This window comes from Streptomyces sp. NBC_00390, from assembly GCF_036057275.1.
GTDB lineage: Bacteria > Actinomycetota > Actinomycetes > Streptomycetales > Streptomycetaceae > Streptomyces.
Window position 1 is genome coordinate 4,969,072 of record NZ_CP107945.1, and the last position, 24,399, is coordinate 4,993,470.

The 24,399-nt window shown below is 69.1% G+C and carries 31 protein-coding genes; 10 read left to right on the plus strand and 21 right to left on the minus strand.

Annotation, left to right across the window (positions count from 1 at the left end):
• The 6 genes from cbiQ to OHS70_RS21910 all read left to right on the plus strand — a co-directional run bounded on the left by cbiQ (position 1) and on the right by OHS70_RS21910 (position 4,721).
• Positions 1-762 (plus strand): cobalt ECF transporter T component CbiQ, encoded by a 762-nt coding sequence (cbiQ, locus tag OHS70_RS21885; RefSeq protein ID WP_328399599.1) that lies wholly within the window; start codon positions 1-3, stop codon positions 760-762.
• Entirely contained in the window at positions 750-1,520 is a 771-nt protein-coding gene (locus OHS70_RS21890; protein ID WP_443062637.1) for an energy-coupling factor ABC transporter ATP-binding protein, read from the plus strand. Before cbiQ ends, OHS70_RS21890 begins: the two co-directional genes overlap by 13 nt.
• On the plus strand, positions 1,517-2,008 hold the full coding sequence (locus OHS70_RS21895; protein WP_328399603.1) for a MarR family winged helix-turn-helix transcriptional regulator: 492 nt from the start codon (positions 1,517-1,519) through the stop codon (positions 2,006-2,008). The genes OHS70_RS21890 and OHS70_RS21895 overlap by 4 nt, the downstream gene beginning before the upstream one ends.
• Positions 2,009-2,150: 142 nt before the next feature.
• The gene (locus OHS70_RS21900) at positions 2,151-2,555 is read left to right on the plus strand and encodes an organic hydroperoxide resistance protein (protein WP_328405816.1); all 405 of its coding nucleotides are present in this window, start codon (positions 2,151-2,153) and stop codon (positions 2,553-2,555) included.
• 214 nt (positions 2,556-2,769) lie between these two features.
• Positions 2,770-3,933: a serine hydrolase domain-containing protein gene (locus OHS70_RS21905; protein ID WP_328405818.1), complete on the plus strand. Its 1,164-nt coding sequence runs from the start codon at positions 2,770-2,772 to the stop codon at positions 3,931-3,933.
• On the plus strand, positions 3,930-4,721 hold the full coding sequence (locus OHS70_RS21910; RefSeq protein WP_328399605.1) for an SDR family NAD(P)-dependent oxidoreductase: 792 nt from the start codon (positions 3,930-3,932) through the stop codon (positions 4,719-4,721). The genes OHS70_RS21905 and OHS70_RS21910 overlap by 4 nt, the downstream gene beginning before the upstream one ends.
• 163 nt (positions 4,722-4,884) lie before the next feature.
• Here OHS70_RS21910 and OHS70_RS21915 read toward each other — a convergent pair whose 3' ends face one another.
• The 4 genes from OHS70_RS21915 to OHS70_RS21930 form a co-directional block, all read right to left on the minus strand.
• Positions 4,885-5,664 (minus strand): DUF817 domain-containing protein, encoded by a 780-nt coding sequence (locus OHS70_RS21915; protein ID WP_328399607.1) that lies wholly within the window; start codon positions 5,662-5,664, stop codon positions 4,885-4,887.
• A gap of 134 nt (positions 5,665-5,798) precedes the next feature.
• Positions 5,799-6,776 carry an EamA family transporter gene (locus OHS70_RS21920; protein WP_328399609.1) on the minus strand — a complete coding sequence of 326 codons (978 nt, stop codon included), beginning with the start codon at positions 6,774-6,776 and terminating at the stop codon, positions 5,799-5,801.
• A complete protein-coding gene (locus OHS70_RS21925) occupies positions 6,773-7,264 on the minus strand; it encodes a YbaK/EbsC family protein (RefSeq protein ID WP_328399611.1) in 492 nt (163 codons plus the stop codon). Before OHS70_RS21925 ends, OHS70_RS21920 begins: the two co-directional genes overlap by 4 nt.
• Positions 7,265-7,322: 58 nt before the next feature.
• Entirely contained in the window at positions 7,323-8,957 is a 1,635-nt protein-coding gene (locus OHS70_RS21930) for a penicillin-binding transpeptidase domain-containing protein (RefSeq protein ID WP_328399613.1), read from the minus strand.
• A gap of 475 nt (positions 8,958-9,432) precedes the next feature.
• Between OHS70_RS21930 and OHS70_RS21935 the strand changes: the two genes are divergently transcribed.
• Positions 9,433-9,822 carry a hypothetical protein gene (locus OHS70_RS21935; protein WP_328399615.1) on the plus strand — a complete coding sequence of 130 codons (390 nt, stop codon included), beginning with the start codon at positions 9,433-9,435 and terminating at the stop codon, positions 9,820-9,822.
• A 584-nt stretch (positions 9,823-10,406) separates the two neighbouring features.
• On the opposite strand, the gene OHS70_RS21945 is transcribed toward OHS70_RS21935, so the two are convergent.
• Positions 10,407-10,754 (minus strand): hypothetical protein, encoded by a 348-nt coding sequence (locus OHS70_RS21945; protein ID WP_328399617.1) that lies wholly within the window; start codon positions 10,752-10,754, stop codon positions 10,407-10,409.
• A gap of 329 nt (positions 10,755-11,083) precedes the next feature.
• On the opposite strand from OHS70_RS21945, the gene OHS70_RS21950 reads away from it, so the two are divergent.
• Entirely contained in the window at positions 11,084-11,311 is a 228-nt protein-coding gene (locus OHS70_RS21950; protein WP_328399619.1) for a hypothetical protein, read from the plus strand.
• Between the two features lie 3 nt (positions 11,312-11,314).
• Here the strand turns inward: OHS70_RS21950 and OHS70_RS21955 are convergent, their stop codons facing one another.
• The 15 genes from OHS70_RS21955 to OHS70_RS22025 form a co-directional block, all read right to left on the minus strand.
• A complete protein-coding gene (locus tag OHS70_RS21955; protein WP_328399621.1) occupies positions 11,315-12,571 on the minus strand; it encodes a tyrosine-type recombinase/integrase in 1,257 nt (418 codons plus the stop codon).
• Between the two features lie 79 nt (positions 12,572-12,650).
• Complete coding sequence (locus OHS70_RS21960) at positions 12,651-12,872, minus strand: helix-turn-helix domain-containing protein (RefSeq protein ID WP_328399623.1); 222 nt, start codon at positions 12,870-12,872, stop codon at positions 12,651-12,653.
• Positions 12,873-13,044: 172 nt separating this feature from the next.
• The gene (locus OHS70_RS21965) at positions 13,045-14,217 is read right to left on the minus strand and encodes a DUF3631 domain-containing protein (protein WP_328399625.1); all 1,173 of its coding nucleotides are present in this window, start codon (positions 14,215-14,217) and stop codon (positions 13,045-13,047) included.
• Positions 14,214-14,582: a hypothetical protein gene (locus OHS70_RS21970; RefSeq protein ID WP_328399627.1), complete on the minus strand. Its 369-nt coding sequence runs from the start codon at positions 14,580-14,582 to the stop codon at positions 14,214-14,216. Before OHS70_RS21970 ends, OHS70_RS21965 begins: the two co-directional genes overlap by 4 nt.
• Positions 14,579-15,481: a bifunctional DNA primase/polymerase gene (locus OHS70_RS21975; RefSeq protein WP_328399629.1), complete on the minus strand. Its 903-nt coding sequence runs from the start codon at positions 15,479-15,481 to the stop codon at positions 14,579-14,581. Before OHS70_RS21975 ends, OHS70_RS21970 begins: the two co-directional genes overlap by 4 nt.
• 83 nt (positions 15,482-15,564) lie before the next feature.
• Positions 15,565-15,849 carry a hypothetical protein gene (locus OHS70_RS21980; RefSeq protein WP_328399631.1) on the minus strand — a complete coding sequence of 95 codons (285 nt, stop codon included), beginning with the start codon at positions 15,847-15,849 and terminating at the stop codon, positions 15,565-15,567.
• 10 nt (positions 15,850-15,859) lie between these two features.
• The gene (locus OHS70_RS21985) at positions 15,860-16,048 is read right to left on the minus strand and encodes a hypothetical protein (RefSeq protein WP_328399633.1); all 189 of its coding nucleotides are present in this window, start codon (positions 16,046-16,048) and stop codon (positions 15,860-15,862) included.
• Positions 16,049-16,067: 19 nt separating this feature from the next.
• Positions 16,068-16,316 (minus strand): hypothetical protein, encoded by a 249-nt coding sequence (locus tag OHS70_RS21990; RefSeq protein ID WP_328399635.1) that lies wholly within the window; start codon positions 16,314-16,316, stop codon positions 16,068-16,070.
• A gap of 151 nt (positions 16,317-16,467) precedes the next feature.
• Positions 16,468-18,546: a cell division protein FtsK gene (locus OHS70_RS21995; protein WP_328399637.1), complete on the minus strand. Its 2,079-nt coding sequence runs from the start codon at positions 18,544-18,546 to the stop codon at positions 16,468-16,470.
• 88 nt (positions 18,547-18,634) lie between these two features.
• Positions 18,635-18,835, minus strand: a complete 201-nt coding sequence (locus tag OHS70_RS22000; RefSeq protein ID WP_328399639.1) for a DUF6257 family protein — start codon at positions 18,833-18,835, stop codon at positions 18,635-18,637.
• The gene (locus OHS70_RS22005) at positions 18,835-18,993 is read right to left on the minus strand and encodes a hypothetical protein (protein WP_328399641.1); all 159 of its coding nucleotides are present in this window, start codon (positions 18,991-18,993) and stop codon (positions 18,835-18,837) included. Before OHS70_RS22005 ends, OHS70_RS22000 begins: the two co-directional genes overlap by 1 nt.
• A gap of 75 nt (positions 18,994-19,068) precedes the next feature.
• Positions 19,069-19,452: a DUF6251 family protein gene (locus tag OHS70_RS22010; protein WP_328399643.1), complete on the minus strand. Its 384-nt coding sequence runs from the start codon at positions 19,450-19,452 to the stop codon at positions 19,069-19,071.
• Entirely contained in the window at positions 19,436-19,783 is a 348-nt protein-coding gene (locus tag OHS70_RS22015; protein ID WP_328399645.1) for an RRQRL motif-containing zinc-binding protein, read from the minus strand. Before OHS70_RS22015 ends, OHS70_RS22010 begins: the two co-directional genes overlap by 17 nt.
• Positions 19,783-20,646 carry a protein spdB gene (locus tag OHS70_RS22020; RefSeq protein ID WP_328399647.1) on the minus strand — a complete coding sequence of 288 codons (864 nt, stop codon included), beginning with the start codon at positions 20,644-20,646 and terminating at the stop codon, positions 19,783-19,785. Before OHS70_RS22020 ends, OHS70_RS22015 begins: the two co-directional genes overlap by 1 nt.
• Positions 20,643-20,915, minus strand: coding sequence for a DUF6284 family protein (locus OHS70_RS22025; protein ID WP_328399649.1), 273 nt, complete (start codon positions 20,913-20,915; stop codon positions 20,643-20,645). Before OHS70_RS22025 ends, OHS70_RS22020 begins: the two co-directional genes overlap by 4 nt.
• Before the next feature lie 566 nt (positions 20,916-21,481).
• Here OHS70_RS22025 and OHS70_RS22030 point away from each other — a divergent pair.
• Together OHS70_RS22030 and OHS70_RS22035 are read left to right on the plus strand one after the other, a co-directional pair.
• Complete coding sequence (locus OHS70_RS22030; protein WP_328399651.1) at positions 21,482-22,261, plus strand: GntR family transcriptional regulator; 780 nt, start codon at positions 21,482-21,484, stop codon at positions 22,259-22,261.
• Positions 22,262-22,272: 11 nt separating this feature from the next.
• A complete protein-coding gene (locus OHS70_RS22035; RefSeq protein WP_328399653.1) occupies positions 22,273-22,917 on the plus strand; it encodes a YdcF family protein in 645 nt (214 codons plus the stop codon).
• 66 nt (positions 22,918-22,983) lie between these two features.
• Here the strand turns inward: OHS70_RS22035 and OHS70_RS22040 are convergent, their stop codons facing one another.
• Positions 22,984-24,333 (minus strand): hypothetical protein, encoded by a 1,350-nt coding sequence (locus tag OHS70_RS22040; RefSeq protein ID WP_328399655.1) that lies wholly within the window; start codon positions 24,331-24,333, stop codon positions 22,984-22,986.
• Positions 24,334-24,399: the final 66 nt, after the last annotated feature.

Sequence of the window (24,399 nt, forward strand, 5' to 3'; positions counted from 1 at the left end):
ATGGGTTCGGGCCACGCCCACAAGCTCTACCGGCACGGGCACTCGCCGGTCCACGGTCTGCCCGCACACTGCAAGCTGATCGCCGTCCTCGGCTTCGTGCTGGTGGTGGTCTCCACGCCACGCGAGGCGGTCTGGGCCTTCGGGCTGTACGCGGTGCTGCTGGCCGCCGTCGCGGCCGTGGCCCGTGTCCCGGCCGGGTTCATGCTGCGCCGGATGCTCATCGAGATCCCGTTCGTCGCCTTCGCGCTGCTGATGCCGTTCGTCGTGCCCGGCGAGCAGGTCCAGGCCCTCGGGGTCTCGCTCAGCGTCCCGGGCCTGTGGGGGGCGTGGAACATCCTCGCCAAGGGGACCCTCGGCGTCGCCGCCTCCGTGATCCTCGCCTCGACGACCGAACTGCGCGAACTGCTGCTCGGGCTCCAGCGGCTGCGCCTGCCCTCGATGCTGGTCCAGATCGCGTCCTTCATGATCCGCTACAGCGATGTGATCACCGACGAGATGCGCCGGATGTCGATCGCGCGCCGGTCGCGCGGCTTCGAGGCCCGCGGCGTACGACACTGGGGCGTCCTCGCCGCGTCGGCCGGTGCCCTGTTCATCCGCTCCTACGAGCGCGGTGAGCGGGTGCATCTCGCGATGGTCAGCCGGGGATACACCGGGACCATGCCGGTGCTCGACCAAGTGCGGGCGAGCCGGGTCCAGTGGGCCTCGGCCGCCGCGCTGCCGCTGACCGCGCTCGCGGTCTGTCTTCTGGAATGGACCCTATGACCACATCGCCCCCCGCCTCCCTGGAGGTCAGCGGCCTCGCCTACGCCTACCCCGACGGGCACCAGGCACTGTTCGGCGTCGATCTGACGGTCGCGCGCGGCGAGCGGGTCGCCCTGCTCGGCCCGAACGGCGCGGGCAAGACCACCCTCGTCCTGCACCTCAACGGCATCCTCGGCGGGGGCGTCGGCTCGGTCACCGTGGCCGGGCTTCCGGTCGCCAGGGCCAACCTTGCGGAGATCCGCCGGAGGGTCGGGATCGTCTTCCAGGACCCCGACGACCAGTTGTTCATGCCCACGGTCCGGGAGGACGTGGCGTTCGGTCCGGCCGCTGCGGGCCTGCGCGGCGCCGAGCTGGAGGCCCGGGTGACGGCTGCACTGACCAGGGTCGGCATGGAGCGGTTCGCCGACCGGCCGCCGCACCATCTCTCCTTCGGGCAGCGCCGCCGGGTCGCCGTCGCCACCGTGCTCGCGATGGAGCCGGAGATCCTGGTGCTGGACGAGCCCTCGTCGAATCTCGACCCGGCATCGCGCCGTGAACTGGCCGACATTCTGCGCTCGTTGGACGTCACCGTGCTGATGGTCACCCATGATCTGCCGTACGCGCTGGAGCTGTGCCCGCGCTCGGTCATCCTCAGCGCCGGGGTGATCGCCGCCGACGGGTCCACGCAGGGGCTGCTGTGCCACGAGGAGCTGATGCGGGCACACCGGCTGGAGCTGCCGTTCGGCTTCGACCCGAAGTCCGTGACAATGTCCGCGTGAATCAGGACCAGAGGGGGACGGCAGCAGCGGCTTCGCTGCTGCTCGACGATCAGCTGTGCTTCGCGCTGTACGCGGCGCAGCGCGCCGTGACCGGCGCCTACCGCCCGCTTCTCGACGAGATCGGGCTGACCTATCCGCAGTACCTCGCCATGCTGGTGCTCTGGGAGCGCGGCGAGGTGGCGGTCAAGGAGCTCGGCGCCGCGCTGAAGCTCGACTACGGCACCGTTTCACCGCTGCTCAAGCGGCTGGAGGCGGCCGGGCTCGTGCGGCGCGAGCGCTCGGCGACCGACGAGCGGTCGGTGCGGCTGCTGCTCACGGACGCGGGCGGGGCCCTGCGGGAACGCGCCGAGCAGGTGCCGGCCAGGCTGTTGCTGAGCACCGGTCTCCAGGCGTCCGAGATCGCGCGGCTGCGGGCGGACCTGCACCGGCTGGCCGAGCGCGCGGCGGAGGCGGGGACGTCGACCGCGCCGGACACCTCTGAGCGATAACGAAACGTACCCCGGAGTAACAAGAGCGCGCCCGCTCAGATACATTGTGCGCAATGTAATTCTCCCGTCCAGCGGCACTGCCCTGCCATCACCTCGGGGACGCATCGTGAGCGAGCAACTCGACAGCCGGCCTACGAAGATCATGTACGTGGCGGAGGCCACCGCGCACGGCGGTCGTGACGGCTATGTGACCAGCCATGACGGACAGATCGAGCTGCGCCTCGCCATGCCGCCCGCGCTCGGCGGCGACGGCAAGGGCACCAACCCTGAGCAGCTGTTCGCGGCCGGTTACAGCTCCTGCTTCCACAATGCGCTGGTCCTCGTCGGGCGCCGGGCCGGCCTGGACCTGACCGGGTCCACCGTCGCCGCCAAGGTGGGTATCGGCCCCAACAAGGCGCGTGGCTACGGGCTGGCCGTCGCGCTCAGCGTCTCCCTGCCGCTGGTCGACCAGGAGCTGGCGACGCGGCTGGTGTCCGCGGCACACGAGGTCTGCCCGTACTCCAACGCCACCCGCGACAACATCGACGTCTCCATCGTGCTGAGCTGAGCCCGCCCCCGGGGGCAGGGCGCTCGGAACCACGTTGCACCATGGGGGGATGAGCGGGAGTACAGACGCGATGGCCGCCCACGACGATCTCATGACGGTGGCCCGCGGCACGGTGACGGACGCCGGCGACCGGGCGGTGGACGTACGCGGCACGGTGGGCGCACATGGTGCGCCGGTGGACGCACACGGCACGGTGGGCGCACACGGTGCGCCGGTGGACGTGCGCGGCACGGTGGCGGACGGTTTCGAAGCCGTCCGGGACGCCTTCGTGCGCAACTTCGAGCAGCGCGGCGAGCGCGGCGCGGCAGTCGCCGTCTACCGGGACGGCCGCAAGGTCGTCGACCTGTGGGCCGGTACGCGGGACGTCGACGGCACCGAGCCCTGGGTTCTCGACACCGCGCAGATCGTCCGCTCCGCCACCAAGGGCGTCGCCGCGGCCGTGGTCCTGCTGCTCCACCAGCGCGGCCAGATCGACCTGGACGCCCCGGTCGGCACCTACTGGCCCGAGTTCAAGGCGGCCGGCAAGGAGCGGGTCCTCGTACGCCAGCTGCTCTCGCACCGCGCCGGGCTGCCCGTACTGGACCGCCCGCTCACGCCCGCAGAGGCCGAGGACAGCATCACCGGACCCGCGGCGCTCGCGGCCCAGCGCCCCGCCTGGGAGCCCGGCACCACCCACGGCTACCACGCACAGACCTACAGCTGGCTGCTCGGCGAGCTGGTCCTCCGGGTCACCGGCCGCAGCATGGGCCGCTGGGTCGCCGAGGAGATAGCCGGCCCGCTCGGCCTGGACTTCTGGACAGGACTGCCGCTTGAGGAGGCCCACCGGGTCGGCCGGATCGGCCCCGTCGAGGAGCCCGCCACCGCCGAGGGCGGCGGTCTGAAGCTCCGGCCCAAGCGCGCGGTCACCGAGGCCTACGGCGACCCCGCGTCCCTGACCCGCCGCGCCTTCGAGGCCATCCACCCGCTGCCCGACGAGAACGACCCCGCCTACCGGGCCGCCGAACTCCCCGCCTCCAACGGCATCTCCACCGCTCGTGCGCTCGCCCGCTTCTACGCCGCGACGATCGGCGCGGTCGACGGCGGCCACCGGCTGTTCGCCCCCGCCACGCTCACCCTCGCCCGCACCGAGGAGTCCGCGGGCCCCGACAAGGTGCTGTTCGTCCCCACCCGCTTCGGCCTCGGCTTCATGCTGCACGGCCCCGCGTCGCCGCTGCTCGGCCCCGGCTCCTTCGGCCACCCCGGACGCGGCGGCTCCCTCGGCTTCGCCGACCCCGGGTCCGGCATCGCACTGGGCTACGTGACCAACGGCATGCGCAAGGGAGTTACCGCCGATCCCCGTGCCCAGGCGCTCGTCCGGGCGGTACGTTCCGTGCTGTGAAGCGATTCGAGGGATACGGCGTCCTGGTCACCGGCTCGGCCCGCGGCATCGGCGCCGCGATCGCGCGCAGACTCGCCTCCGAGGGCGCCCGGGCCCTGATCGCGGACGTCGACGCGGAGTGCGCGGCGAAGACCGCCGGGGAGATCCCCGGCGCCGACTCCTTCCGCTGCGACGTCGCGGACCGCGAGTCGGTCGAGGCGGCCGTCGCGTACGCCGTGCGGCGCTTCGGCGCCCTCGACGTGCTCGTCAACAACGCCTTCTCGTGCGGCACGGACACTCCTCGCTTCGAGGACGAGCCGGACGACACCTGGCACCGGGACCTGGACATCTGCCTGACCGGCGCCTTCCGGTGCGCCCGCGCCGCACTCCCGCACCTGGCGGCGGGCGGCCGCGGCGCGATCGTCAACATCGGCTCCGTCAACGGTGAACAGGACTTCGGCAACCACGCCTACAGCGCGGCCAAGGCAGGCCTCGCCTCGCTCACCCGCACCCTGGCAGGAGACGCCGCACCGCGCGGAGTGCGCGTCAACCAGGTCACGCCGGGCACGATCCGTACCCGTGCCTGGGAGGGCCGCGATGCGGCCCTCGAGACGCTGAGCCGCCTCTACCCGCTCGGCCGGGTCGGCGAGCCCGAGGACATCGCGGCGGCGGTGGCGTTCCTCGCCTCGCGGGACGCGGCCTGGATCACCGGCACGACACTGCGGGTGGACGGAGGGCTGCTCGCGGTCAACACGGGATTCCAGCAGGCGCTCGCCGCGGAAGCGGCCGAACAGGACGACGACCGCTAGAGGCTCTGTCCGGGCGATCTTGTCGGGCCCGCGGCGACAGCTACGGCACCTCGCTGTGTTGTCGGAGTCGCCCAAGTACGTCCAGTACGAGGGCGATCCTCCGCCTTGCGATGCACCGCATCTGACGCCGCAGGCTGATCCTCGAAGATCGCCCGGACAGGGCCTAGGCCGGCCGCGCGGCGCCCTGCGCACGCCCCGCCCCCGCCGCCAGCACGAAAGTGACCGTGATCAGCAGCGCCCACGCCCCGAACTTCGCCACCGACACCGGCTGCCAGCCCGCCAGCTGGTCCGGGTAGCTCCAGGCGCCCGCGTAGGTCGCGATGTTCTCCGCCACCCACAGGAAGAACCCGATCAGCACGAACGACAGCGCGAGCGGCATCCGGTAGTCGTGCTCGCCCACCCGGAAGCGCACCCAGGTCCCTGCGGTCGCGCACAGCAGCAGCGCCGCCAGCGCCCAGCGGACGTCGGGCAGCCAGTGGTGGCTGAAGAAGTTCAGATAGACCGCACCGGCCAGAACCGCCATGATCCGCGGGCGGTAGCGGTCCAGCCGCAGATCGAACAGATGCCAGGCGCGGCAGACGTAGCTGCCCACGGCCGCGTACAGGAAGCCGCCGTACAGCGGCACGCCCGCGACCTTGGTCAGCGCCTCCTCCGGGTAGCTCCACGAGCCCATCCGCACCTTCACCAGCTCGAAGAGCAGCCCGATCAGATGGCACCCGGCGATGACCGCGGTGTCGCGTGCGCTGTCCCACCCCACCTTCCTGGCAAGCACCGCAAGCCCGATCCCGTACAGCAGCACCAGGTCGTAGCGCGCGACGGGCAGTTCGGGCAGCAGACCCGAGACCGCGATACCGGCGACGAGGGCGACGGCGAAGGCGCAGCAGCGGGCCTGCAGCAGGCCGAAGCGGACCAGCTGACGTGTCCAGTGAGAGATCGTGACCACGGGGGAGAGGACGCCCACTGGGTGCTCTGCGGTTCGTCCCGGACCAGGGTGGCCACCGGCGGCCGGGCGCCGCCGCCGCGGTCACGACGGGCACCGCCGGGGCGATCACCCTGCCCGCCGTCGTCCGCCGACCGTCAACTCGCCTTGAGCATCAGGCCGATGCCGACCACCATCAGCGCCGCCGCCGCGATCCGGGGCAGGCCGAAGCGCTCCTTGAAGAGCAGCGCCCCGATCGCCGCGCCCACGATGATCGACGACTCGCGCAGCGTCGCGATCGGCGCGAGCGGGGCCCGGGTCTGCGCCCACAGCACCAGGCCGTACGCCGCCATCGACATGGCCGCACCGAGCAGGCCGCGTGCCAGATACGGGCGCAGCCTGGCCCCCAGGGCGCCCCGGTGGACGTACAGCGCGTATGCGGGCACCAGCGTGCCCTGCAGGAGCAACAGCCAGGTGACGTAGCCGATCGGCGTACCCGAGGCGCGCACGCCCACCCCGTCGACGACCGTGTACGCGGCGATCGACAGGCCGGTCGCGACAGCGGCGAGCAGCGCCGGCCAGCGCGGGCGCCGTCCCCGGCCGCCCGCGGGTACCTCCCGGGCCAGGGGTGGGGGTACCTCCCGGGCCCCTGGGCCCAGGGGTGGGGGTACCTCCCGGGCCCCTGCGCCCAGGGGTGGGGGTACCTCCCGGGCCCCTGGGCCCAGGGGGAGGATGCCCCACAGCGCGAGCCCCACCAGGCCCGCCGAGGCGAGGACCACCCCCGCCAGCTGCCAGCCGCCGATCCGCTCGTCGACGAACAGCGCCGCGAGGACGGTCACCACCAGCGGAGCCGTACCGCGGGCGATCGGGTACATCTGGCCGAAGTCACCGAGGCTGAACGACCGCATCAGCAGCGCCTGGTAGCCGACGTGCACCAGCGCGGAGACGATCAGATACGGCCACGCACCCGCCTGCGGGAACGGTACGAAGGGGGCGAGCAGCGCTCCCATCACCGCGGCGCCGCCGGCGATCAAGGTGAAGGCGATCACCTGGTCCTTGATGGTGTGCGCCATGGCGTTCCATCCGGCGTGCGTGACCGCCGCCGTCAGGACCGCCGCGGTGACCCAGACCGTCACGCCGTGCGCTCGCGAACGTCCACCAGCGTGCCGCCCGCGTGTGCGATCAGCGTCTTGGGGTCGAGCGGGAAGACCGTGTGCGGGGTCCCGGCCGCGGCCCACACCACGTCGTGGTCGAGCAGCGCCCGGTCGGCCAGCACCCGGGTCCGCGTACGGTGGCCGAACGGCGGTACGCCCCCGATCGCGTAGCCGGTCGTCTCCCGCACCAGATCGGCGGCGGCGCGCTTCACCGACTCCGCGCCCAGTTCGTGGCGCACCCGCTCGACGTCCACCCGGGACGAGCCGTCCATCAGGACCAGTACCGGCACCGAGTCCGCCGCGAAGATCAGCGACTTGACGATCTCGCTGACATCGCAGCCGATGGCCTCGGCCGCCTGCGCCGCGGTGCGCGTGGCGTCGGGGAAGCGCCGAACCGGTACGTCCAGCCCGAGCTCGCGCAGAGCCTCGGCGAAACGGGGATGGGCGCCGGCGGTGTCGTGAGTGCTCATGGCCCGCACGCTAGCGGTAGCTGTACGGGCCATGCGAGTCGGTTCCGGTCCTTGGCCGTCAGCCCGCGCGCAGCACCTGGGCGACGACCGGGCCGGCGGCGTCGCCCCCGTGCCCGCCGGAGTCGACGACGGCGGCCGCGGCGAGGCCGTCGGTGTAGCCGGTGAACCAGCTGTTGGAGTTGCCCTGACCGTCGACCTCCGCAGAACCGGTCTTCGCGCCCTTGTTCCCGCCGACCGAGGCCATGGCGGTGGTCGCCGTCCCACCCCGCGCGGCGGCGCCCATCAACTGCCGCAGGGTCTGGGCCATCCCGGCCGGCATCGGCCGGGCGGTGGCCGGCTCGCGGCCGTCGAGGGCCAGCGGGACGATCACCGGCTGCTTGAACCCCCCGCCCTTCACGGTCGCCGCGATGGACGCCATGTTGAGGGCGTTCATCTGGATCCTGCCCTGGCCGATGTACGAGGCGGCGGTCTCCGCGCCCGTCGACTCGGGCACCGACCCGTCCCGGGTCACGACCCCGGTCTGCCACTCCAGGCCGATGCCGAAGTACTTCTGGGCGGTCTCGCCCAGCGCTGTACCCGCGTTGCCGCCCAGCGGCTTGACCGGCTTGATGAAGGCGGTGTTGCACGAGCGGGCGAAGGCCTGCCGAAGTGTCGCGCCCGGGATGGAGAAGTCCTTGAGGTTGTGGAACTCGCGCTCCCAGGTGACCGTCGGCGGACACTTGACCGGCGAGTCCGGGCCGCTCACCAGCCCCTTGTCCAGCATCATCGCGGTCGTCACGATCTTCATCGTGGAGCCCGGCGCCTGTGCGCCCTGCAGCGCCGTGTTGAAGCCCTCCGCCGGTGTGTTGGCGACCGCCCGGATCCGGCCGGTGCCGGGTTCGATGGCCACGACCGAGGCCTTGCCGTGCTTCTTCACCGCCTGTTCGGCGGCTGCCTGGACCTTGGCGTCCAGATAGGTCTGGAGCTTGCCCTCCTTGCCCTTGGACAGTGTCAGCAGCGTCCGGTCCGGCACGTTCTGGTCCGCCGAGGTGATCGCGAGCTCGATGCCCGGCGTCCCGCCCGCCTTGTCGCCGTACTTGTCGCGCAAGGCGTCCAGGACCGGGCCGAGCGAGGGGTACTTCTCCCTCGTCAGCTCCACACCGTTGCGGTCGACCGCCTTGATGGGCGGGGCCGACGCCCCGGCGGTGGTCAGCGAGGTGCCCTTGGTCAGCTTCGGGTGGACGACGGACGGCTGCCAGTCCACCAGTGCCTTGCCCGTGGTCAGCCCGCGCACCACGGTCAGCTCGGAGTCGTACGTCAAGGGCTTGCTCTTGCCTTCGTACGTCACCGTCGCCTTGACCGTGAACGGCACCTTCGCGCCGACCGCGGGCCCCGGCGTGATCACCGCGTCGGACACATGGGCCTGCGTGCTGTACCCCGTCAGCAGCGGCTCGGCGTCGGCCGCGTTGTTGGTCAGCTGTGCGGCCTCGGGCCCCTTCCCCGCGGCCCATGCCGCGAGGAAGTCCTTCGCGGTCGTCTCGATCTCGTCCGCTCTGGGCGGCCCGGTCTTCTTCGTCGTGGACCCGGCCGTGGTCCCCGGCCCGTCCCCGCTGCCGGTCAGCCCGTTGAACAGGTTGTAGCCCCCGTAGCCGACGCCCCCCGCGACCACGGCAAATATGCCGCCGATGACGGCGACCTTCGCTCCACTGCGCATGACTGCAGTCCCCTCCCCAGAGTTCGTTCGACTCTACGGGGCAGGAGTGACAGGAGAGTTGGTCGTTATCCGACCGCGACCCGGGACCGGGTGCCGGAACATCCGGCCACATGCGTTCTCACGGTGTCTGTGGCACGGCAACGGTCGCGCCGTCGTCCCGGCCGGGCCCTCCCCTTCCGGATCTTGCCCGAACCGCGCCACCCGCACCGTCCGGCGAGGCCGTCTTTGAATGCCGCGGTTAACGCGCGCTTACGTAGTCGAATTAAGTGGTTTCACCGAGGCGCTCGGCCGTTGCTCCGCGAAAGGGTGAGGGCGTTCTGGGAGGCGGGACAATTCCGAGGCTCTCGTCACGTGACGGTGAAGCCGGAGGTTTCGCGTCTCCCGCGGAAGTCGGTCTCACAAGGTGAGACTTCCTCAACTAGCTTTGTGGAGATGGATCATGCGCTTACCTGCCCTGTCTGTCACCGTCGCGGTCGTGGCCGCGACGGTAGCGGGAGGAGCGGCTCCGGCTGCTGCCGACACCTTGGTCAGCACGGTCAACCTGGAGGCCGGTGCCGGCCTCCACCACAGTTCCGCGACTGTGACCTATGAACACGTCGACGGTGCGGTGAACTCGGTCAAGATCATTTCGCTGCAGGCCTACTCCGGCGAGCGCGACTGCGTCTGGGTGGAGTGGAACGACCCGAAGGACGTGGGGGACGGTTGGACCGCCCTCAACTCCGAGCCTCCGTGTTACGGCGGCAGCATGGGGGAGACGCTCGACCGGATCATCAAGGCGCCCAAGGGTCATCAGCTCAAGGTGCGCCTGGCCGCTTACCACGACGGCGGGGTTGAAGTGATCCACAAGGACATCGCAAAGCTCTAGCCAGGTCCTTCCTTTGGGATCACCTCGCTGACCGGATGAAGATGGTGTGGACTCCGGCGAGGTGGACGGTCGCGGTCTTGTCGTAGCGGGTGGCCAGGCCGCGCCACCGTTTGAGCTTGTTGATGCAGCGTTCGACGGTACTGCGTCGCTTGTATGCCTCGCGGTCGAGGCCGGCGGACGGCCTCCGTGGCTGCCCGGACGTTTGCGGTTCGCAGCTTGGTCGGCGGGCTGCGGGATCACGGTGCGGATCCCGCGACATCGTGGGCGGGCCCGGTGCCCTGAGGCGCCGGGCCCGTCGTCGTCCCTGCTAGACCCAGGTGTCCAGCCACATCCGGTTGCGCCACTCGTCGAGCGGGATCGTCTGGCCGGTGTAGATCGGATAGAAGTAGATGAAGTCTCGCCTTTTGGTTGGACGCAGCCCTGACCAGGTCTTTCGTTACTGGCTGGGCCGTTTCACTCCCCGTGGGCCGTCTCTGGGCCGCAACTCTTGGGGCCGCCATACGCATGTGGTGCCGGGACCGCCAACGTTCGCCTGACGGGCGCGTGGCGGGCCGGTGACAGGACCCGCCTGGCAGAGGCAAGCGTTAGGCAGCTTCTTCTTCTTCTTCCATGGCCGCTCGTTCTGCAAGCCTGATAGTCGCTTCGAGCAACTCCAGGTCGGCATCCGTCAGCTCGCTCCCGGCTGCCGCTGCGTCGAGCCGCAGGGTCAGATCAAGGATCTCAGTACCTGGCTGACCGGCTGTCCAGATCAGGATGTGTCGGCTCTGGTCCCGAGGAATTCGGGCTGGCAGGTGACGCTTCCCCCGCTCGTGCAGCTCACGGGAGATGTCTTCAACCACCCGTGACCCCAAGCGCTGATGCCCCAAGTTCAGGCGCAGACTGTGCAAGGAGAGTCTGATCGTCGGGAGAGGCAGACTCATCAGCTCAAGCATTAGCTCTCGATCCCTGTGCGACATGATGCTTCCCCTCCGGTGGCGTGCATGAGCCCGGGCCCCCGGGCCGATGGAGCACCTAGTCTGGCGGAGCGGCAGGCCCGCTGTGGTCAGCTTGGCATCCAGATTGGCAAGCAATCCCGACACAATGGTGCCGCTGCAAAGTGCGGCGGCAAGGACCGCGATGACGGGAGAGCCTGATGACATCCCCTCACTACAGGTGGCAGGGCTTCCTGCCCCCGACACTTCGCGACCGAACGGCTGGGCGAATCATGATGGCAGCCGCGGTGCTCGCCCTCGTGGTGATAGTTGGGGGAGCTTTGGCTGACATGGGCAGTGAGGAGACGCCACGCATCGATCTGCCTGGCTACGCCCAGGGGTACGAGGATGGCCGCGAGATGAATCAGCGGGGCCTCTATTCCTCCGATCGGCAGGAAGCGCAGCGACGCTGCAATCACGCTGCCTCGGCTGTTTACATCAGTGACGGTGAGCTTCAGCAAGAGGGTTGGCACGACGGCTGCCTGGACGGGCTGCAAGGCAACCCTCGTCGTGATTAGCCGTCAGTTGGCGAGCCTGTCACCCGATAAGGCTCGATAGATCTGGAAGAGATTGTCCACTGCCTTGCGGGTACGGCCTTCGCTGCTTGGCATCAGATGTGTGTAGGTCCGCAGGGTGAAACCCGGGTCCGAGTGACCGAGGTACTGACTCAGGGCCCGGATGTTTTCGCCGGCGTCCAGAAGCACGGACGCGTAGAAGTGCCTCAGCGCATGCATGCCGTGCTCGCGCGCTGCTGCGTACCGCTGGCCCTTCTCGGGCCAGGGGATGATGCCGGCGGTAGCGAGGGCGGGCTTCCACATGTGGTCGTCGAAGTGGTTTGCGCGCACGAAGTCTCCGGTGGAACCGCTGAAAATGAGGGCCTTTGTCACCGTCGGCCCATCGGGTGTGCGCCACGGCAGGGTGACCTTGATCGGCGGATACTTCTCGGAGTGCGTGAGGATGGCATCTGCGACGGAGCGGGGGAGTGGAACGTCCCGGGTCTTGCCACCTTTCGGTGGGGCGAACACAAACGTTCCGCGAATCCGCTTCAGCTGATGCCGTTTGGCGACCCATCCGCCATCAAAGTCCAACTCGTCTTCGGAAAGCCCGAGCACCTCGCCTTGACGTAGTCCACAGCCGCTCCCGACATCGACGGTCGCGCGAAGATGCTCGGGCAGCGCTCCACGGACAGAGAGCACCTGCTTTGCAGTCCACGGAGTGACACGGGGCTGGCTTCCCTTCGGCGTCTGCACCGAGCGTGCCTGACAGGGGTTCTTCGGGAGCAGGGCGTCGTCCACAGCCGCGCTGAGCGCTGCTGAGACGGTGCCGAAGATGATTCGACGGTGCGAGGCGGAAGGAACGTTGGCTTCGAGCTCCCCGAGCCATGCGCGGATGTGACCGGGCTGGAACGAGGCAATCGGTCGCGTACCGATGTACGGGTAGGCGTGCAGCCGCAGCCGACGCTGGGCCGCTTCTCGGCTGTTGATCTCAGTAGTGTGAGTCGCAACCCACTTCTCCGCGAACTGCTGGAAAGTGATGCGCGCGGCGCGAGGGTCGATGTACTGCCCGCGTGACATGTCAGCGGCAGTCTCGGTGAGCCATTTCTCGGCCATGCGCTTCTGGCGATCGGGGAAGGACTTGCTCTTCTCGGTACCGTCCGGACCCACGTAGCGGGCGCGATAGCGCATCCCGGTGCCGTGGCGGTCTGTCTTGACCCGTCGGGCCTTGCCGTCGGGGTTGGTCTCGGTCTTGTACCAGCGGTCTTGGATGTGGCCTGCCATGTGTTCTCGCGTCTCCTGAAATGGCCCGCAGGGCGACGCCTGGTGGCGTCGCCCTGCGGGGTGCTCGGTCTGAGGTTGGTCAAGCGGCCATGTCGGCGGCCATGCGTTCGGTGGTCCAGCGTTGGACGGCGGCGGGGTCGTAGCGGAGGTGTTTGCCGACGCGGAATCCGGGCGGGCCGGTGCGCTTCTTGCGCCACTGGTAGACGGTCTCCAGGGGCACGTCGAACAGTTCGGCGATGTTGTCGGGGGTGAGGTAGCGGTCCGGGAGCCCGGCTCGCAACGTGCTTGTGACGGACGCCATGGTGGTGTCTCCTCGCTCCGGGAGGTTGTCCCTCCCCCTCTGAGGTCCGCTACATCCGCTACGCCGCTACATGGCAGGTCAGCGGCAGGTTTTGTGTAGCGGATAGGTCGGATGTAGCGGCTACGGCCGTTTCGTGGCGCGCGGGCCGTGGCCGCTACATCGGGGATTGCCGCTACAGGTTTTGTGCCTGTGAGCTGGGCTGTAGCGGCTGTAGCGGGAGTAGCGGACTCTCAGGAGCGGGGGCGCAGTAGCGCTGCCATGCGTCGGTGAGGTCTTCGCTGTAGTAGCCCTTGAGGACGCCGCCGGTGGTGCGGATGTTGCGGGAGGCGATCGGTTCGTTGTCGGCGGTCATGTACTCACCGAGCATCCGGGACAGGCGCCGGTTGTCGAGGGGCTTGCCGTTGAGGTCGGCCCACGGGGCGTCGTCGAGGGAGTTGAGGCGGTCGAGGATCGCGATGGTGGGCAGCCGGTCCACCCCGATCATCACGTGGTCGCGGAGGTCGGTGAGCAGCCGGACGCCCAGGCTGCCTTTGTCGTTGACCTGTGATGCCTTGACCAGTTCGACGCAGGCGGCGCGGGCCCGTCGGGGCCAGTCTCCCCCGGCGGCGTCTGCGACGGCGAGCAGTGGTTCCCACACGTCGGCGGGCCGGTCGGAGACTCCTTCGGGCATCTCCGGCCAGGCTCCCATGACCCAGCCGTGGGCCTGCTCGGCCCACGTGGCGAGGCGTTGGCGCAGGGCGACGCCTTCCTTCTCGTGAAGCCGGGCGCGGAAGGGTTCGACCTTCTCGTTCCTGGCCCGCCTGCGCATGCGGATGATGACGGAGCGGGTCAGGATCGTGTCCGGCAGGGAGCCGAGTCCGGCGACGGCGACGGCCGCATAGGAGGGGAACGGCGTCACGGTCTGGCTGTCCCCGACACACCGGTAGGTGACCCCGGTGCGGCGGTGTCCAGCGTTCAGGAAGCCGCGCAGCTCTTCGTTGTCCCCGGCCTTGGGCCCAAAGATGGTGTCGATCTCGTCGAAGAGGATCGAGGGCCGCCCGTCCGGGCCGGACACCGCGCGGAACAAGGCGGCGGCGGATGCGTTCACCGCCACCATCGGACGCGGCACGAGGGTTTCCACGATCTCCAGCGCACGGGACTTACCCGACCCTGGTTCTGGGGACAGGAACGCCAGACGCGGGGTGGAGTCGAAGCAGTCGAGTAGGTGCGCGTGTGCGTCCCACAGGGCGACCGCGACGTAGGCGGCCTGCGTGGGGAAGACGTTGAAGCGCCGGTGGAACGTTTCGACCTCATCGAGCAGGGCGGCCCCGTCGATGGCGGGCACCGTGGCGTTGGTGGCGGTCATGCGGCGGCCCTCCTGTCCACCGTTCCGGCGGGGGTCGGGTGCGGGTCAGGACGAAGAGCAGAAAGGACGCCCTTGCGGGCGGCGACTTTCGCGCCCGCGGGAGCCGGGGCGGTCTGCTCGTCGGCGGCATGCGGGCAGTGCCAGACGCGGACCCGCATGGTGAGTTCGATGACGGCTGCGCGGCCCCGGGCGCATTCGTGGTGGCCGCAGCGGCAGAGCCAGTCCGCGACCGGCGGGGACATGACCATGCGGATGTGCAGGCCCGGCATGATGCCGGTGATGATGACCGGCTGTTCGGCGGCCGGCGCCTGGCCGGTGTTGACGGGCAGGCGTTTCAGGGCGGGGGGACGGGGCCTCGTGGTCATGCCGTCTCCCGGGGCCGGGCGGTGCGGATGGACCAGTTGAGCGCGCTGCTGATGGTGGCGCGGCACTCGGCCGGCGGGAGTCCGGCAGCCTCGCCCGCCCCCTGAAAAGCCTCTTCAACCACCTGCCGGGGGATCTCGCCCCACGCGACGAACCGCCCCACCGCGCGGGTCCCGGCGAGCAGCCGCGCGTTGCGTCCGCCCTCACTCGCGGCGGCGACGGCGGCGATTTCGGCGTTCAACGCGGCTGTGGCGCAGCGAGAGGACCGCGACGCGACAGGCGCCGCCGTTAGTGCCCGCGTCGCCTGACGGCTCGTCAGGCGGGCGTATAGCCATTCCGGGAGCGGAGCGGGCGGCCGGTCGTCGACGACCGCATACGTCCCGGCGGGGGTGATGCTGCCGGGGGCGACGACGTAGCCGCCGTGCGCGCGGGTGTCGACGAGCGCCGCGAGGGTGCCCGCACTGTTCACGAGCCGGGACCCGGCGGGGACGGTGAAGTACAGGTGCATTCCGCCGCTCGCGGTCCGGATCGTGCGGGTGGTGGGCACTGCCTGCCCGGTGCGCTCGCAGAGCGCCTTGAAGGTCGTCACGCCGCAAGGCGTGTCCGCATTGCTGTTGGTCTTGGGCTTGTCGAGGTCGATGACGAGCAGTCCGGCGGGGCCGGTGGCGATGCCGACGTTGAACGCGCCGGCCGTCCACGCGGCGTGGATGCGGTCTGGGTCGGTGGTGGCGCGCTGCTCCCACTTCACGTGCCCGCTCGAGCAGTCGCCGGAGCGGGTGCAGGCGTCCTCGCCGTGCAGCGCGGGGCGCTTGCCGCCGGGCCGCAGCGGCAGGACCGGCCACCCCAGGGCGGCGGCATCGAGCGCTGCGGCGAGCAGCGCGGACTTGCGGTCATGGGTCATGCTGGATGTCTCCAGTTCTGAGAGAGTGCTGGCAGACGAGAGCGGCCCCGGTTCTTGGTCGGATGTGGGCCGCTCTCGGCTTGTCAGAAGGGCGGTTCGTCGCTGTAGCCGCCGGGGCCCCACGGGTCGGGATGCGCGCGTCGGCGACGCGGCAGGCGCGGAAGCGAGAGCAGGGTCCACTGGCGGGTCTCGTTCCAGCAGTGGCAGGGCTCCCAGTCGGTGTCGGCGTATTCGCCGGTCTCGTAGTCGCCGTAGTCGTGCTCGAAGCCGCCCTCCCCTGCGCACTCAGTGCAGTTGGGGCGCGGGGTGTCGGCCAGGACCAGCGCGCGGCGCGGCAAGGTGACCTGGCGGATGCGCAGTCGGGGCATGGCGAACCTCCTACAGGTTCGGGATGGCGTTGATGACGGCGTCGGCGAGGTTGTTGATGGGTTCAGCGGCGCCGGTGGAGGCGAGGAAGAAGCCGAACCCGGCGGCGGTGAACGCGCTCCCGGCACTGAGGCTGTGGGAGCGGAGCAGGAAGAAGAGCACCAGGCCGAAGAGCAGGACGAGCGAGACGGTCACGGCCATGCCGTGACCTCCCTTCCGGTCAGGGGCGGATGGTGGGTCGGTGGGGTCGGGTGCCGACGCGCTGGATGTCGCGGCTGGTGTTGAGCAGGCGGCGGCCGATGCGGAGCCGGAGGCGTTGTCCTCGGCAGCGGCGGCATGCCTTGACGGTCTTGCGGGCGGTGCGGATGCCGGTGCCGCGGCACTTGCGGCAGGGTCCGAACGGGCTGAGAGCACACAACGCTGCGTAACCGGCGAGGATCAGCGGGACGGCGAGGCTAGCGAGAGCCACGAGGGCTCACATCCCTTCTCAGGGGCGGGTTTCGGGGGTTTGCGCAGGTGGACCGCTAGGCGCTAGTTGGCTGATCAGCGGACCCATGGGTTGCTAGTGGGGTTGCTAGACCTAGCGGGCGCGGGTGCTAGGTCTAGCAACCTTGCTGGGCCTATGCGGCGGCCCGATCGGCGTTACGGCGAGTGATGGCAGCGGTGACCTCGGCGCGCTTGATGCCGCGCCGGTTGGCGCCCTCGCCGTCGTCGGTCTGGCCCCAGACCTGGCCGGGCTTGATGCCCCAGGGCTTGAGTGCGGCGGTGACGTTCTCGCCCTGCCACCCGCCGTAGGTGTCGGGCTGGGCTGCGGCGAGACGGGTGGCGATGCGCTCGCACCACACGGACTTCTCGCCGTCCGCGATCACGTCGAGGACGTCGGTGAGGATGTCCGACCCGTTGGTCTTCTCGGGGCCGTGGCCGATGGCGTGGCCGGTGACGTTGCTGTACTCCTCGCGCGCCTGGCGGGCGCGGGCGACGATGCGTTCGGCGGCGACCGCGTCGACGAACGCGGACGCGACGATGCGGGGGTCGTCGCCCTCGCCGGCCATCCAGCAGATGCCCCGATCCGACCGGGAGAACATCGTGGCCCGGTACCCCGACTTGTACATGGACGTGCCGAGGACCATGTCGTTGGCGGGCTGCCCCATGACCTTGAGGCAGAACCTGAGCACGGCGTTGGCGCTGATGCCGGTGGGCAGGGACTTCGCGTCGGGGCGCTGGGTGCCGAACATGGCCACGATCCCGAGGGCGGGGCCGCGCTTGACCAGGTCGGTGCAGATGGCCTCGATCTCCTTGCCGTGCTCCTCGTGCTCGAAGGGCACCTGGCACTCGTCGAAGCCGACGACGATCGGGTGCAGCCCGAGCGTCTTGTCACCGGCGAGTTCCGGGGTGACCTTGGACTCCGGGCAGCGGGTGCGCGGCAGGGACTTGATGACCTTCGCCCGGCGGCGCAGTTCCTCTTTCAGCTCCCGCAGCGTCTCGAGGACGTAGGCGATGTCGTCGTCTTCCTCGCCGGCGCGGTAGCGGTGGCAGACCGGTTCCAGGGCGCCGAAGTCGCCGGTGCCCTTGAAGTCGAACGCGTGGACTTCGGCCCGCGGATCGAGGGCGGCGATGAGCAGGAACAGCCGCATGAGGAACGTCTTGCCCATCCGCGGGATGGAGCCGACGACCACGGACGCGAACATGAGGGTGACGGCGACGTCTCGCATGCGCTGGTCGTTGCCGAACACGACCGGCTTGAACAGGTCCACCGTGCCGGTCTTGGCGAGCGGCCAGGCGGGTTTGGTGGTCTCGTTCATCGGCTTGTCCCCGACCCACAGAACGAGACGTCCCTCGTGCTGCTCGGGGTCCGGCGACGGCCACACGCAGCCGGTCTTCCTGCGCAGGCCGGACGCGAGGGGCTTGCGGGCCTCCATGATGTCCTCGGGCGTGACGCCGTAGGGCAGGTCGAGATCCGCGCGGTAGCCGGGCCCGTCCCGCACGATCTCGGACACGAACTTGAGCCCGTTCATGTCGCCGCCCTTCTTAATGGCAGCGGTGATCTTCGCGTTCCCGATCGAATCCAGGCCCCGGAGCACGATCGAGCCGGTGAGCTTCTGCACCTCCGTCTTCAGCACCGCAGGGCCGACGACCGGGGCGTCGGGCTGCTGCCCGCCGATGCCGAGCAGGAGCACGCCGCCGGCGGCGAACGCGTACAGGAAAGCGGGCGCGAGGACGTACAGGTAGAGGGCGAACCCGACGCCGAACACGGCCGCGACCAGCGTGACGAGCCCGCGCAGGCGGATGCGTCCGGACCGAAGGCGGGCCAGGCGCATGTACTCCTCGACGTCCTCGGTGCGCACGGCGAACTCCCGCAGCGGGGCGGCCTCGCGGTCCCAGACCCACCGGTTGGTGGAGGCGATGAACCGGCACGCGCCACGGGGCGACATCAGTGCGAGGCGGCCCGCATATACCGGGACGCGGACGCCATGGAACAAGGCGGCGTAGCCGAGGTTCGCGCCCGCGTGGCGGGCGGTGGCGAGGAAGTCGCGCCGGTTGGTGAGCCATCCGGCGAGCACCGGCTTGCGCTTCTCGATGCTCACCTTCGGGTCGGGAAGCGCCGGGTTGTCGACCGGCACCGGCACGGCCGGCGCGTCGTCGTCGCGGTCTATGTCGGGTACGGGCCGCAGGTGCGCGGCCGCGGATTCGTCGGTCATGCTGGTCTCTCTCCTGCTGCTCGAAGTGGTGGTCAGGGGCCCGGGGCGGCCGGGATGCTTGGCGGCTGTCGACCGCCCCGGGGCACAGCTACCTGCGGTTGCTGTTCTTCTTCTCGTCGAGCTCTTCGCGCTTGCGGGCCTTGGCGATGACCCGCTCGACCTTGCGTTCCAGGTCGCCCTGGTAGACCCGCTCACCGGCGATGCCGCGCTTGGCCATCCGGGCGACGTACCACGCGACCTGGGTCTTCTCGCCAGCAGTTAGGCGCGGTTCGTTCTCGTAACGGGCCATCACTCGGCCTCCTTCGCGGCGGCCTCGACGATCGCGGCCGCGGTGGCGAGCTGGGCCCACACGGCGGCCTGCGTGAGGTTCTCCTCGGGCACCTTGTGGAAGTCGTCCTTGAAGGTCAGTAGCTTCTCGGCGCGCTCGCGGTATTCGTGGCTGGTCACTTCTGCTCCCGTCCGGGGCCGGGCTGTCCGGCTCCCCTCACCGCCCGCACGTGTGTCGGGCGGATCGGGCAGCCGTCAGCGGCGGCGCCGGGCCTTGGCGATGTTCTTCGCCGCGGCCTTGCCGTCCGCGCCGCCGACGCTCTTCACGACGGTGACGACGCCCCAGGCGCAGACGGAGGCGATCAGGGCGAGCAGGGCGAGGTTCGCGGCCATGGCGGTCAGTACGCCGACGAGCAGCGGGCCGAAGTAGACGCCCGCAGCGACAGCACCGGCGCCGACTCCGGAGCCGAGCGCGATGCGCTGCACCGTGCGGTCCGGCGGCGCGTGGTGCACGTGCTGGTGAACGACCTGCGGACCGCCGTAGGGCTGCGGCACAGCGGGCAGTTGGTCGGCCTGGACGTAGGTGTAGGTGCCGTCCGGGAGCTGCACCACCCGGGCAGGCTCAGGCAGCGATTCCATCAGTGGTCCCTTCGGGATAGGCGCACGGCACGCAGGTGCCGAGCGAGGCAGGAATGACGTATCCGGCATCGAGCCCGCAGGCGGAGCAGGTGCGGCGCGCTTGCATGGCGCGGGCGAGTGCCACCCGGCGGCCAGGGGTCATGGGCCGGACCGGCAGAGCACGGTCAATGCGGTACAGGTAGGCGACCAACGGACCCCGGCGCCGCCGAGGCCGTTCCAGCTGCGCGGCGACGTCCTGCCCGCCCGGCCGCAGCCCGAGGGCGCGCAGCTGTCGGCGGGTGGCGTAGCCGTCCGGAGCGAGCCGCCACCGGTAGACGAGCAGCGTGCCCATTACGCGGCCACGCGCTTCCACGCAGCTCGCAGCCGGACTTCGGATGCGGAGTGGCCGGCTGCGCGGAACCGGGTGGCCATCTCCCGGTAGGACAGTGCCGGGGTCTCGCTGTGCCGGATCTCGTCAACCAGCCGGTCAAGCTCTGCATCCGTGAGCGCCGGGGCCGCACTCAGAGCGAGCACGGAAACGGGTTCGGTCGGCCCCCAGACCGGCAGCTCCCACGCCGGTGCGACACCGGCCGTGACGCGGGTCGTCACGCTGGTCAACGCCCTGCCGGTGTCCTCGCCGTCCCGCGCCGTCTCCAACGTCGACCACGCCCGCGAAAGCGTCTGTGCAGTCCTCGCTTGAACGCGTGCGACGCGCGCCCCGGCCGCCGTCACGGCCGTCAACCGAGTCTCCTCGGTGGCGGCCTCCGCCCGCAGCCGGGCGCGGGCCACGGCCGCTTCGTCGCGGGCCTCCTGCTGAATCCCCCGGATCGCCCCGAGCGCACCAGGAGTAAGCGCGGTCCGCTCCCACAGGCCGTGCACCAGCCACAGAGCCTTAGCCGCCACCGGCAACCAGGCGACCGCAAGCCACGCACCGGAGGACTCCTCAGCGGTGAGCGCGTGGGCGACCAGGACCCCGGTAGCGACCAGACCGAAGAACCAACCGACTGCGGTGACGGCGGTGGAGTGGTCGCCCTGCGCGGCGAGACGGCGTTCGTAGGCGAGGGTGGCGAGCCATCCACCGTCGATCCCAAGACCGACCACGAGAGCGACCGGCCACGGCACCGCCCCACCCAGCCACATCACCACCACCGCGAGGGTGAGCACCATGGACACCGCCGTCATCGCGACGGCTGGCAACACAGTCTTGGCGTTCATGCCGCACCCCCGGACAGGCTCATCGTGCTGGCTGTGCGGTTCGTCAGGTCCCGGCGCGTGGCCAGCACCCGATTGCGGGCCCGGCGCCCGCGGCGGGCGTCCAGCTCGTTCACCGGCCGGTCCATGGCGGTGATCTGCGCGTCGAGCAGTTCGACCTCTGCCGTGATGAGCGGCATCTCGCTCTCGATCGCGTCCAGCTCCGCGGCCGTCGGCTCGCGGTCGAATTCGGGGGCGGTAACAAGCGCCTGAACAGCACCGATGTGCTTCATGAGTCGTGTTCCTCTCAGACAGGAACGGCTCAACACAGCGGCCCCGGTGTTCCAGCACCGGGGCCGCACGCCGTTGAAGTCGGTAGTTCCGGCTCCCCTCGGCGCTGCTCGTACGAGACGAGCAGCGGAGGCAACCGGCCGCAGCGAGTGCTGCGACGTTGTTCAGACCTCCGATTCGCGTGGTGCCGCTGACCCTGGGGAGGTCTGGTTCCCGGGGCGTAGGCGGCGTCAATGTCGGCCACGCGGTTCTTTAGAGCCGATGGCGTGTCCCCCTGCGCGGGGTGTGGGGCCCGGTTGTGACGCGGGCCCGGTCTCGGTCGGCTGGTCTCCACTCGCCTCGGCCGGGCGACTTCACGGCCGTGGTGCTGCGGTGGATCACGCTGTCCAGTTGTTGAGCACCGCCCCTGAGCAGCCCAAAGAAGGCCCTTAAGAGCACGGCACGACCATGCATGCCTTCCGTAGTCCTAGGACTGCGTGAGTCGCTAGTGAGACACTGCACCCACAGTCCCAGGACTGTCAACAGTCCTGGGACTGTGTTTCACTGGTCGCGTCAAGAGGAGGCTCGAATGGCACCGAAGTGGCGGGAGCTGGCGGACAAGCTGGCGGACCGAATTAGGTCGGGTGAGTACGCGCCCGGTCAGCAGTTGCCCCACATCAGAGACCTCGTCGAAGCCGGGGAGGGGTCAAAATCCACGGTCCACGCGGCCTACAAGGCGCTGGAAGCGGAAGGGCTCATCACCTCGTCACGCGGTCACGGAACGCTCGTGCGGCAGCAGGCTCCGCTGAAGCGGCTCGGCATCGCGCGGTACGACAAGGCGAAGTGGCGCGACGGCGACGAAGTTGCGTTCATCGCCGATCGGGTGGCGTCGGGACGCGCCTATCGCCGCGGCGAGCAGACGCAGACCGTCTCCCGCGTCGCAGCCCCGCCGGCTGTCGCAGAGGCCCACGGCCTACCTGTCGGTGCCGACGTATACGCGCGCGCCCGGCTCGTGAAGGAGGGCGACCAGCCCACGCATACCTTGACCAGTTACTACCGGCCCGACCATGTCGAGGGCACGCGCATCGTGGACCCCAAACCTGGTCCGGCCGGCCGCGGCGGTGGCTTCCGTGTTCTGTACGACGCCGGTTACGAGATCGACCACATGCGAGAGCAGCTCTTCGCGCGCGTCCCCACGGCGGATGAGGCGAAGCTCCTGCAGCTGACACCGGGCGAGTGGGTAGTCGAGCTGCACCGCACTACGTTCACGGCCGACGGCACGGTGGTGGAGTTCGCGATCGGCGTCCACGCTGCCACTCGCTTTGCGTGGGAGTACGACTTCCAGGTGCCGGACTCAGCAAGGGATTAGGAGGCGCGGCAGTGATCTCGGAGCAGTCGTGGGCGGATGCCCAACTCCTGTGGGACTTCAACCAGATGCACCACGAACCGCGTCCGTGCTCGGTAGCCATCGGTCTTGGGAGCCATGACTTGGGCGTGGCCGACACGACGGTCAATCTGTACAAACGGGGGATGGCGCCGCTCATTGTCTTCACGGGAGCCACCAGTCGCACGACACATGACCGCATGCCGCGCGGCGAGGCGGTGCACTACCGCGAGCGGGCGCTGGAGTTGGGCGTGCCCGGGGATGCCGTACTTGTGGAACCTCGTGCTCGCAACACTGGTGAGAACATCCGCTTCTCGCGGGAACTACTCGCAGAGACAGGCGTCGGCGTCTCGTCTGTGTTGCTGGTGAGCAAGCCGTATGAGGAACGCCGTTCCTACGCCACAGCCCGCAAGCTGTGGCCCGATGTCGAAATTGTGAGCGCGTCGACGCCAATGACTCTGGCTGATTACGTGGACTCGATCGGGAATTCCCAGTTGGTGATTGACATGCTTGTGGGAGCACTGCAGCGACTGGTTGTCTATCCGCAGCAGGGTTTCTTGGTCGCTCAGGAAATTCCCGCAGGCGTCGTAGCAGCGTATGAGCGTCTGCGTGCTGAGGGTTTCACAAGCCGCATTGTGTAACACGACGCGACTTCCCGGGCACCTATAATCGACGAGCGCCTGACGGAACGCAATGAATTTTGTCGATCAAAAGCGGCGGATGAAATTCGACTCGCAGTCAGGGCACAGGTCGGGGCCATCCTCATTAGGTACATGCGGGTTACCACAGTAAGAGCATGAGGTCAGTTCAGTGGAATCCCACGTACCCGAGCATCCGAAACACAGGTACTGCATAGAGGGTTGACTGGCTTCCCTGCTTCCCCCCACCTCTTCCTGGTCGTCATTCTCGTCTATCGTTCTCTTGTGGGCGGCAAAGGTTTCCACTCCGCCGACCATAGCCAGCTCTGGACAGGCCACGCAGGCGAGCACCGGAGGGTCTGCACCATCCTTCATCGTAGTGTAAGCCGACAGGCCCAGAATCATCTCTGCATACTTACGAGCCATGCTCGCACCGTCCGCAGTGACGTCGCAAAAGTGACACGTTGCATAGCAATCTCCGTCGGAAGCCAGGGCGAACTCGTCACAGTCTGGGCACTGCACAGTGAGGTTCGGTTCGAGATCGCGACGAAGGCGCTCAGCACGTTTCCGTACGAAGGATTTTATGTCCCCCACTTTCTCTTTAATCGTCTCGATTTCCTGCTCAAGCTCAGAATCTACGTGGCGCTTAAGGTGCTGGTGGATGAAGGTCAGGAGAAAGTCAAGGACTTCTGCGGCAGATGCCTCGACCGCTGGTGCCGGTTGAGTTAGTCCGTCATGTTGAAGTTGGTTACGACTGCGTCGGAGCCGGTTTATTGCCTTAGTAGCGTCGCTGCTCACCTGCATGTCGAGGACTCTGTCGAGGCGGTCGATGGCCTCATCTATTCCGCAACTCTCGAAGTCGCGAGCATGATTCCTTTTGACGCTGGCGTCCCTTGGACTGGCCCAGATGAGAGCCCAGTGCTCCAGGCTCAGTCGGGCCTTGAGTAGCACCTCTGTGGCTGCGTACAGGTGCAGGACGGCGTACTTGAGGTCCCGCGGCCGAGGTCCAGGCATCACCGTAAGATGATCGACCACACTTCGGAGGTAGTCGATCCCGTTGACCACAGGTGGGAAACGGACCTGTGGCGGGGCGGGCCGCTTCAGGTCCTTGTCGGCCGTTGGGACGCTGTCGCTTGCGTGGTGCCCGAAACTCGCCGACTCCTTAGCGCGATCGTCGCGGTATCCCATCCGACTGGCGTGGGCGTGAAGCCACCCGCGTTGCCGTATAGCTCCGATGATATCGCCGCGTTGCAAGCCAGCTACGGCGTTACCGTGGACGTAGCCCAGGTTCTGGTGTGCCTTAGAGGGCCCACCCTGGAAAAGGAGCGGGTAGCAAGGATTGTCATCCGTATGCCTCTCATATTTATCCCTGATGAAACTGACAAGCACCTCGATCTCAGAATGCAACTCGTCAGCCACGGTCGTCGGTCTTTCCGGTTGATGCTGTGCCATCACGTCGCCTCCGTGAAATCAGGTTCAAATAAT

What these genes read in the sequence shown, in the direction of transcription:
- OHS70_RS21975 (WP_328399629.1), bottom strand. Translation starts at nt 15,481, where the DNA reads ATGACCCATGACCGCAAGTCCGCGCTGCTCGCCGCAGCGCTCGATGCC.
- cbiQ (WP_328399599.1), top strand. Translation starts at nt 1, where the DNA reads ATGGGTTCGGGCCACGCCCACAAGCTCTACCGGCACGGGCACTCGCCG.
- OHS70_RS22020 (WP_328399647.1), bottom strand. Translation starts at nt 20,646, where the DNA reads ATGAACGCCAAGACTGTGTTGCCAGCCGTCGCGATGACGGCGGTGTCC.
- OHS70_RS22025 (WP_328399649.1), bottom strand. Translation starts at nt 20,915, where the DNA reads ATGAAGCACATCGGTGCTGTTCAGGCGCTTGTTACCGCCCCCGAATTC.
- OHS70_RS22015 (WP_328399645.1), bottom strand. Translation starts at nt 19,783, where the DNA reads ATGGGCACGCTGCTCGTCTACCGGTGGCGGCTCGCTCCGGACGGCTAC.
- OHS70_RS22030 (WP_328399651.1), top strand. Translation starts at nt 21,482, where the DNA reads ATGGCACCGAAGTGGCGGGAGCTGGCGGACAAGCTGGCGGACCGAATT.
- OHS70_RS21925 (WP_328399611.1), bottom strand. Translation starts at nt 7,264, where the DNA reads ATGAGCACTCACGACACCGCCGGCGCCCATCCCCGTTTCGCCGAGGCT.
- OHS70_RS21965 (WP_328399625.1), bottom strand. Translation starts at nt 14,217, where the DNA reads ATGACCGCCACCAACGCCACGGTGCCCGCCATCGACGGGGCCGCCCTG.
- OHS70_RS21945 (WP_328399617.1), bottom strand. Translation starts at nt 10,754, where the DNA reads ATGCTTGAGCTGATGAGTCTGCCTCTCCCGACGATCAGACTCTCCTTG.
- OHS70_RS21995 (WP_328399637.1), bottom strand. Translation starts at nt 18,546, where the DNA reads ATGACCGACGAATCCGCGGCCGCGCACCTGCGGCCCGTACCCGACATA.
- OHS70_RS21890 (WP_443062637.1), top strand. Translation starts at nt 750, where the DNA reads ATGGACCCTATGACCACATCGCCCCCCGCCTCCCTGGAGGTCAGCGGC.
- OHS70_RS21985 (WP_328399633.1), bottom strand. Translation starts at nt 16,048, where the DNA reads ATGGCCGTGACCGTCTCGCTCGTCCTGCTCTTCGGCCTGGTGCTCTTC.
- OHS70_RS21950 (WP_328399619.1), top strand. Translation starts at nt 11,084, where the DNA reads ATGGGCAGTGAGGAGACGCCACGCATCGATCTGCCTGGCTACGCCCAG.
- OHS70_RS21930 (WP_328399613.1), bottom strand. Translation starts at nt 8,957, where the DNA reads ATGCGCAGTGGAGCGAAGGTCGCCGTCATCGGCGGCATATTTGCCGTG.
- OHS70_RS21970 (WP_328399627.1), bottom strand. Translation starts at nt 14,582, where the DNA reads ATGACCACGAGGCCCCGTCCCCCCGCCCTGAAACGCCTGCCCGTCAAC.
- OHS70_RS21960 (WP_328399623.1), bottom strand. Translation starts at nt 12,872, where the DNA reads ATGGCGTCCGTCACAAGCACGTTGCGAGCCGGGCTCCCGGACCGCTAC.
- OHS70_RS21980 (WP_328399631.1), bottom strand. Translation starts at nt 15,849, where the DNA reads ATGCCCCGACTGCGCATCCGCCAGGTCACCTTGCCGCGCCGCGCGCTG.
- OHS70_RS22010 (WP_328399643.1), bottom strand. Translation starts at nt 19,452, where the DNA reads ATGGAATCGCTGCCTGAGCCTGCCCGGGTGGTGCAGCTCCCGGACGGC.
- OHS70_RS21900 (WP_328405816.1), top strand. Translation starts at nt 2,151, where the DNA reads ATGTACGTGGCGGAGGCCACCGCGCACGGCGGTCGTGACGGCTATGTG.
- OHS70_RS22000 (WP_328399639.1), bottom strand. Translation starts at nt 18,835, where the DNA reads ATGGCCCGTTACGAGAACGAACCGCGCCTAACTGCTGGCGAGAAGACC.
- OHS70_RS21955 (WP_328399621.1), bottom strand. Translation starts at nt 12,571, where the DNA reads ATGGCAGGCCACATCCAAGACCGCTGGTACAAGACCGAGACCAACCCC.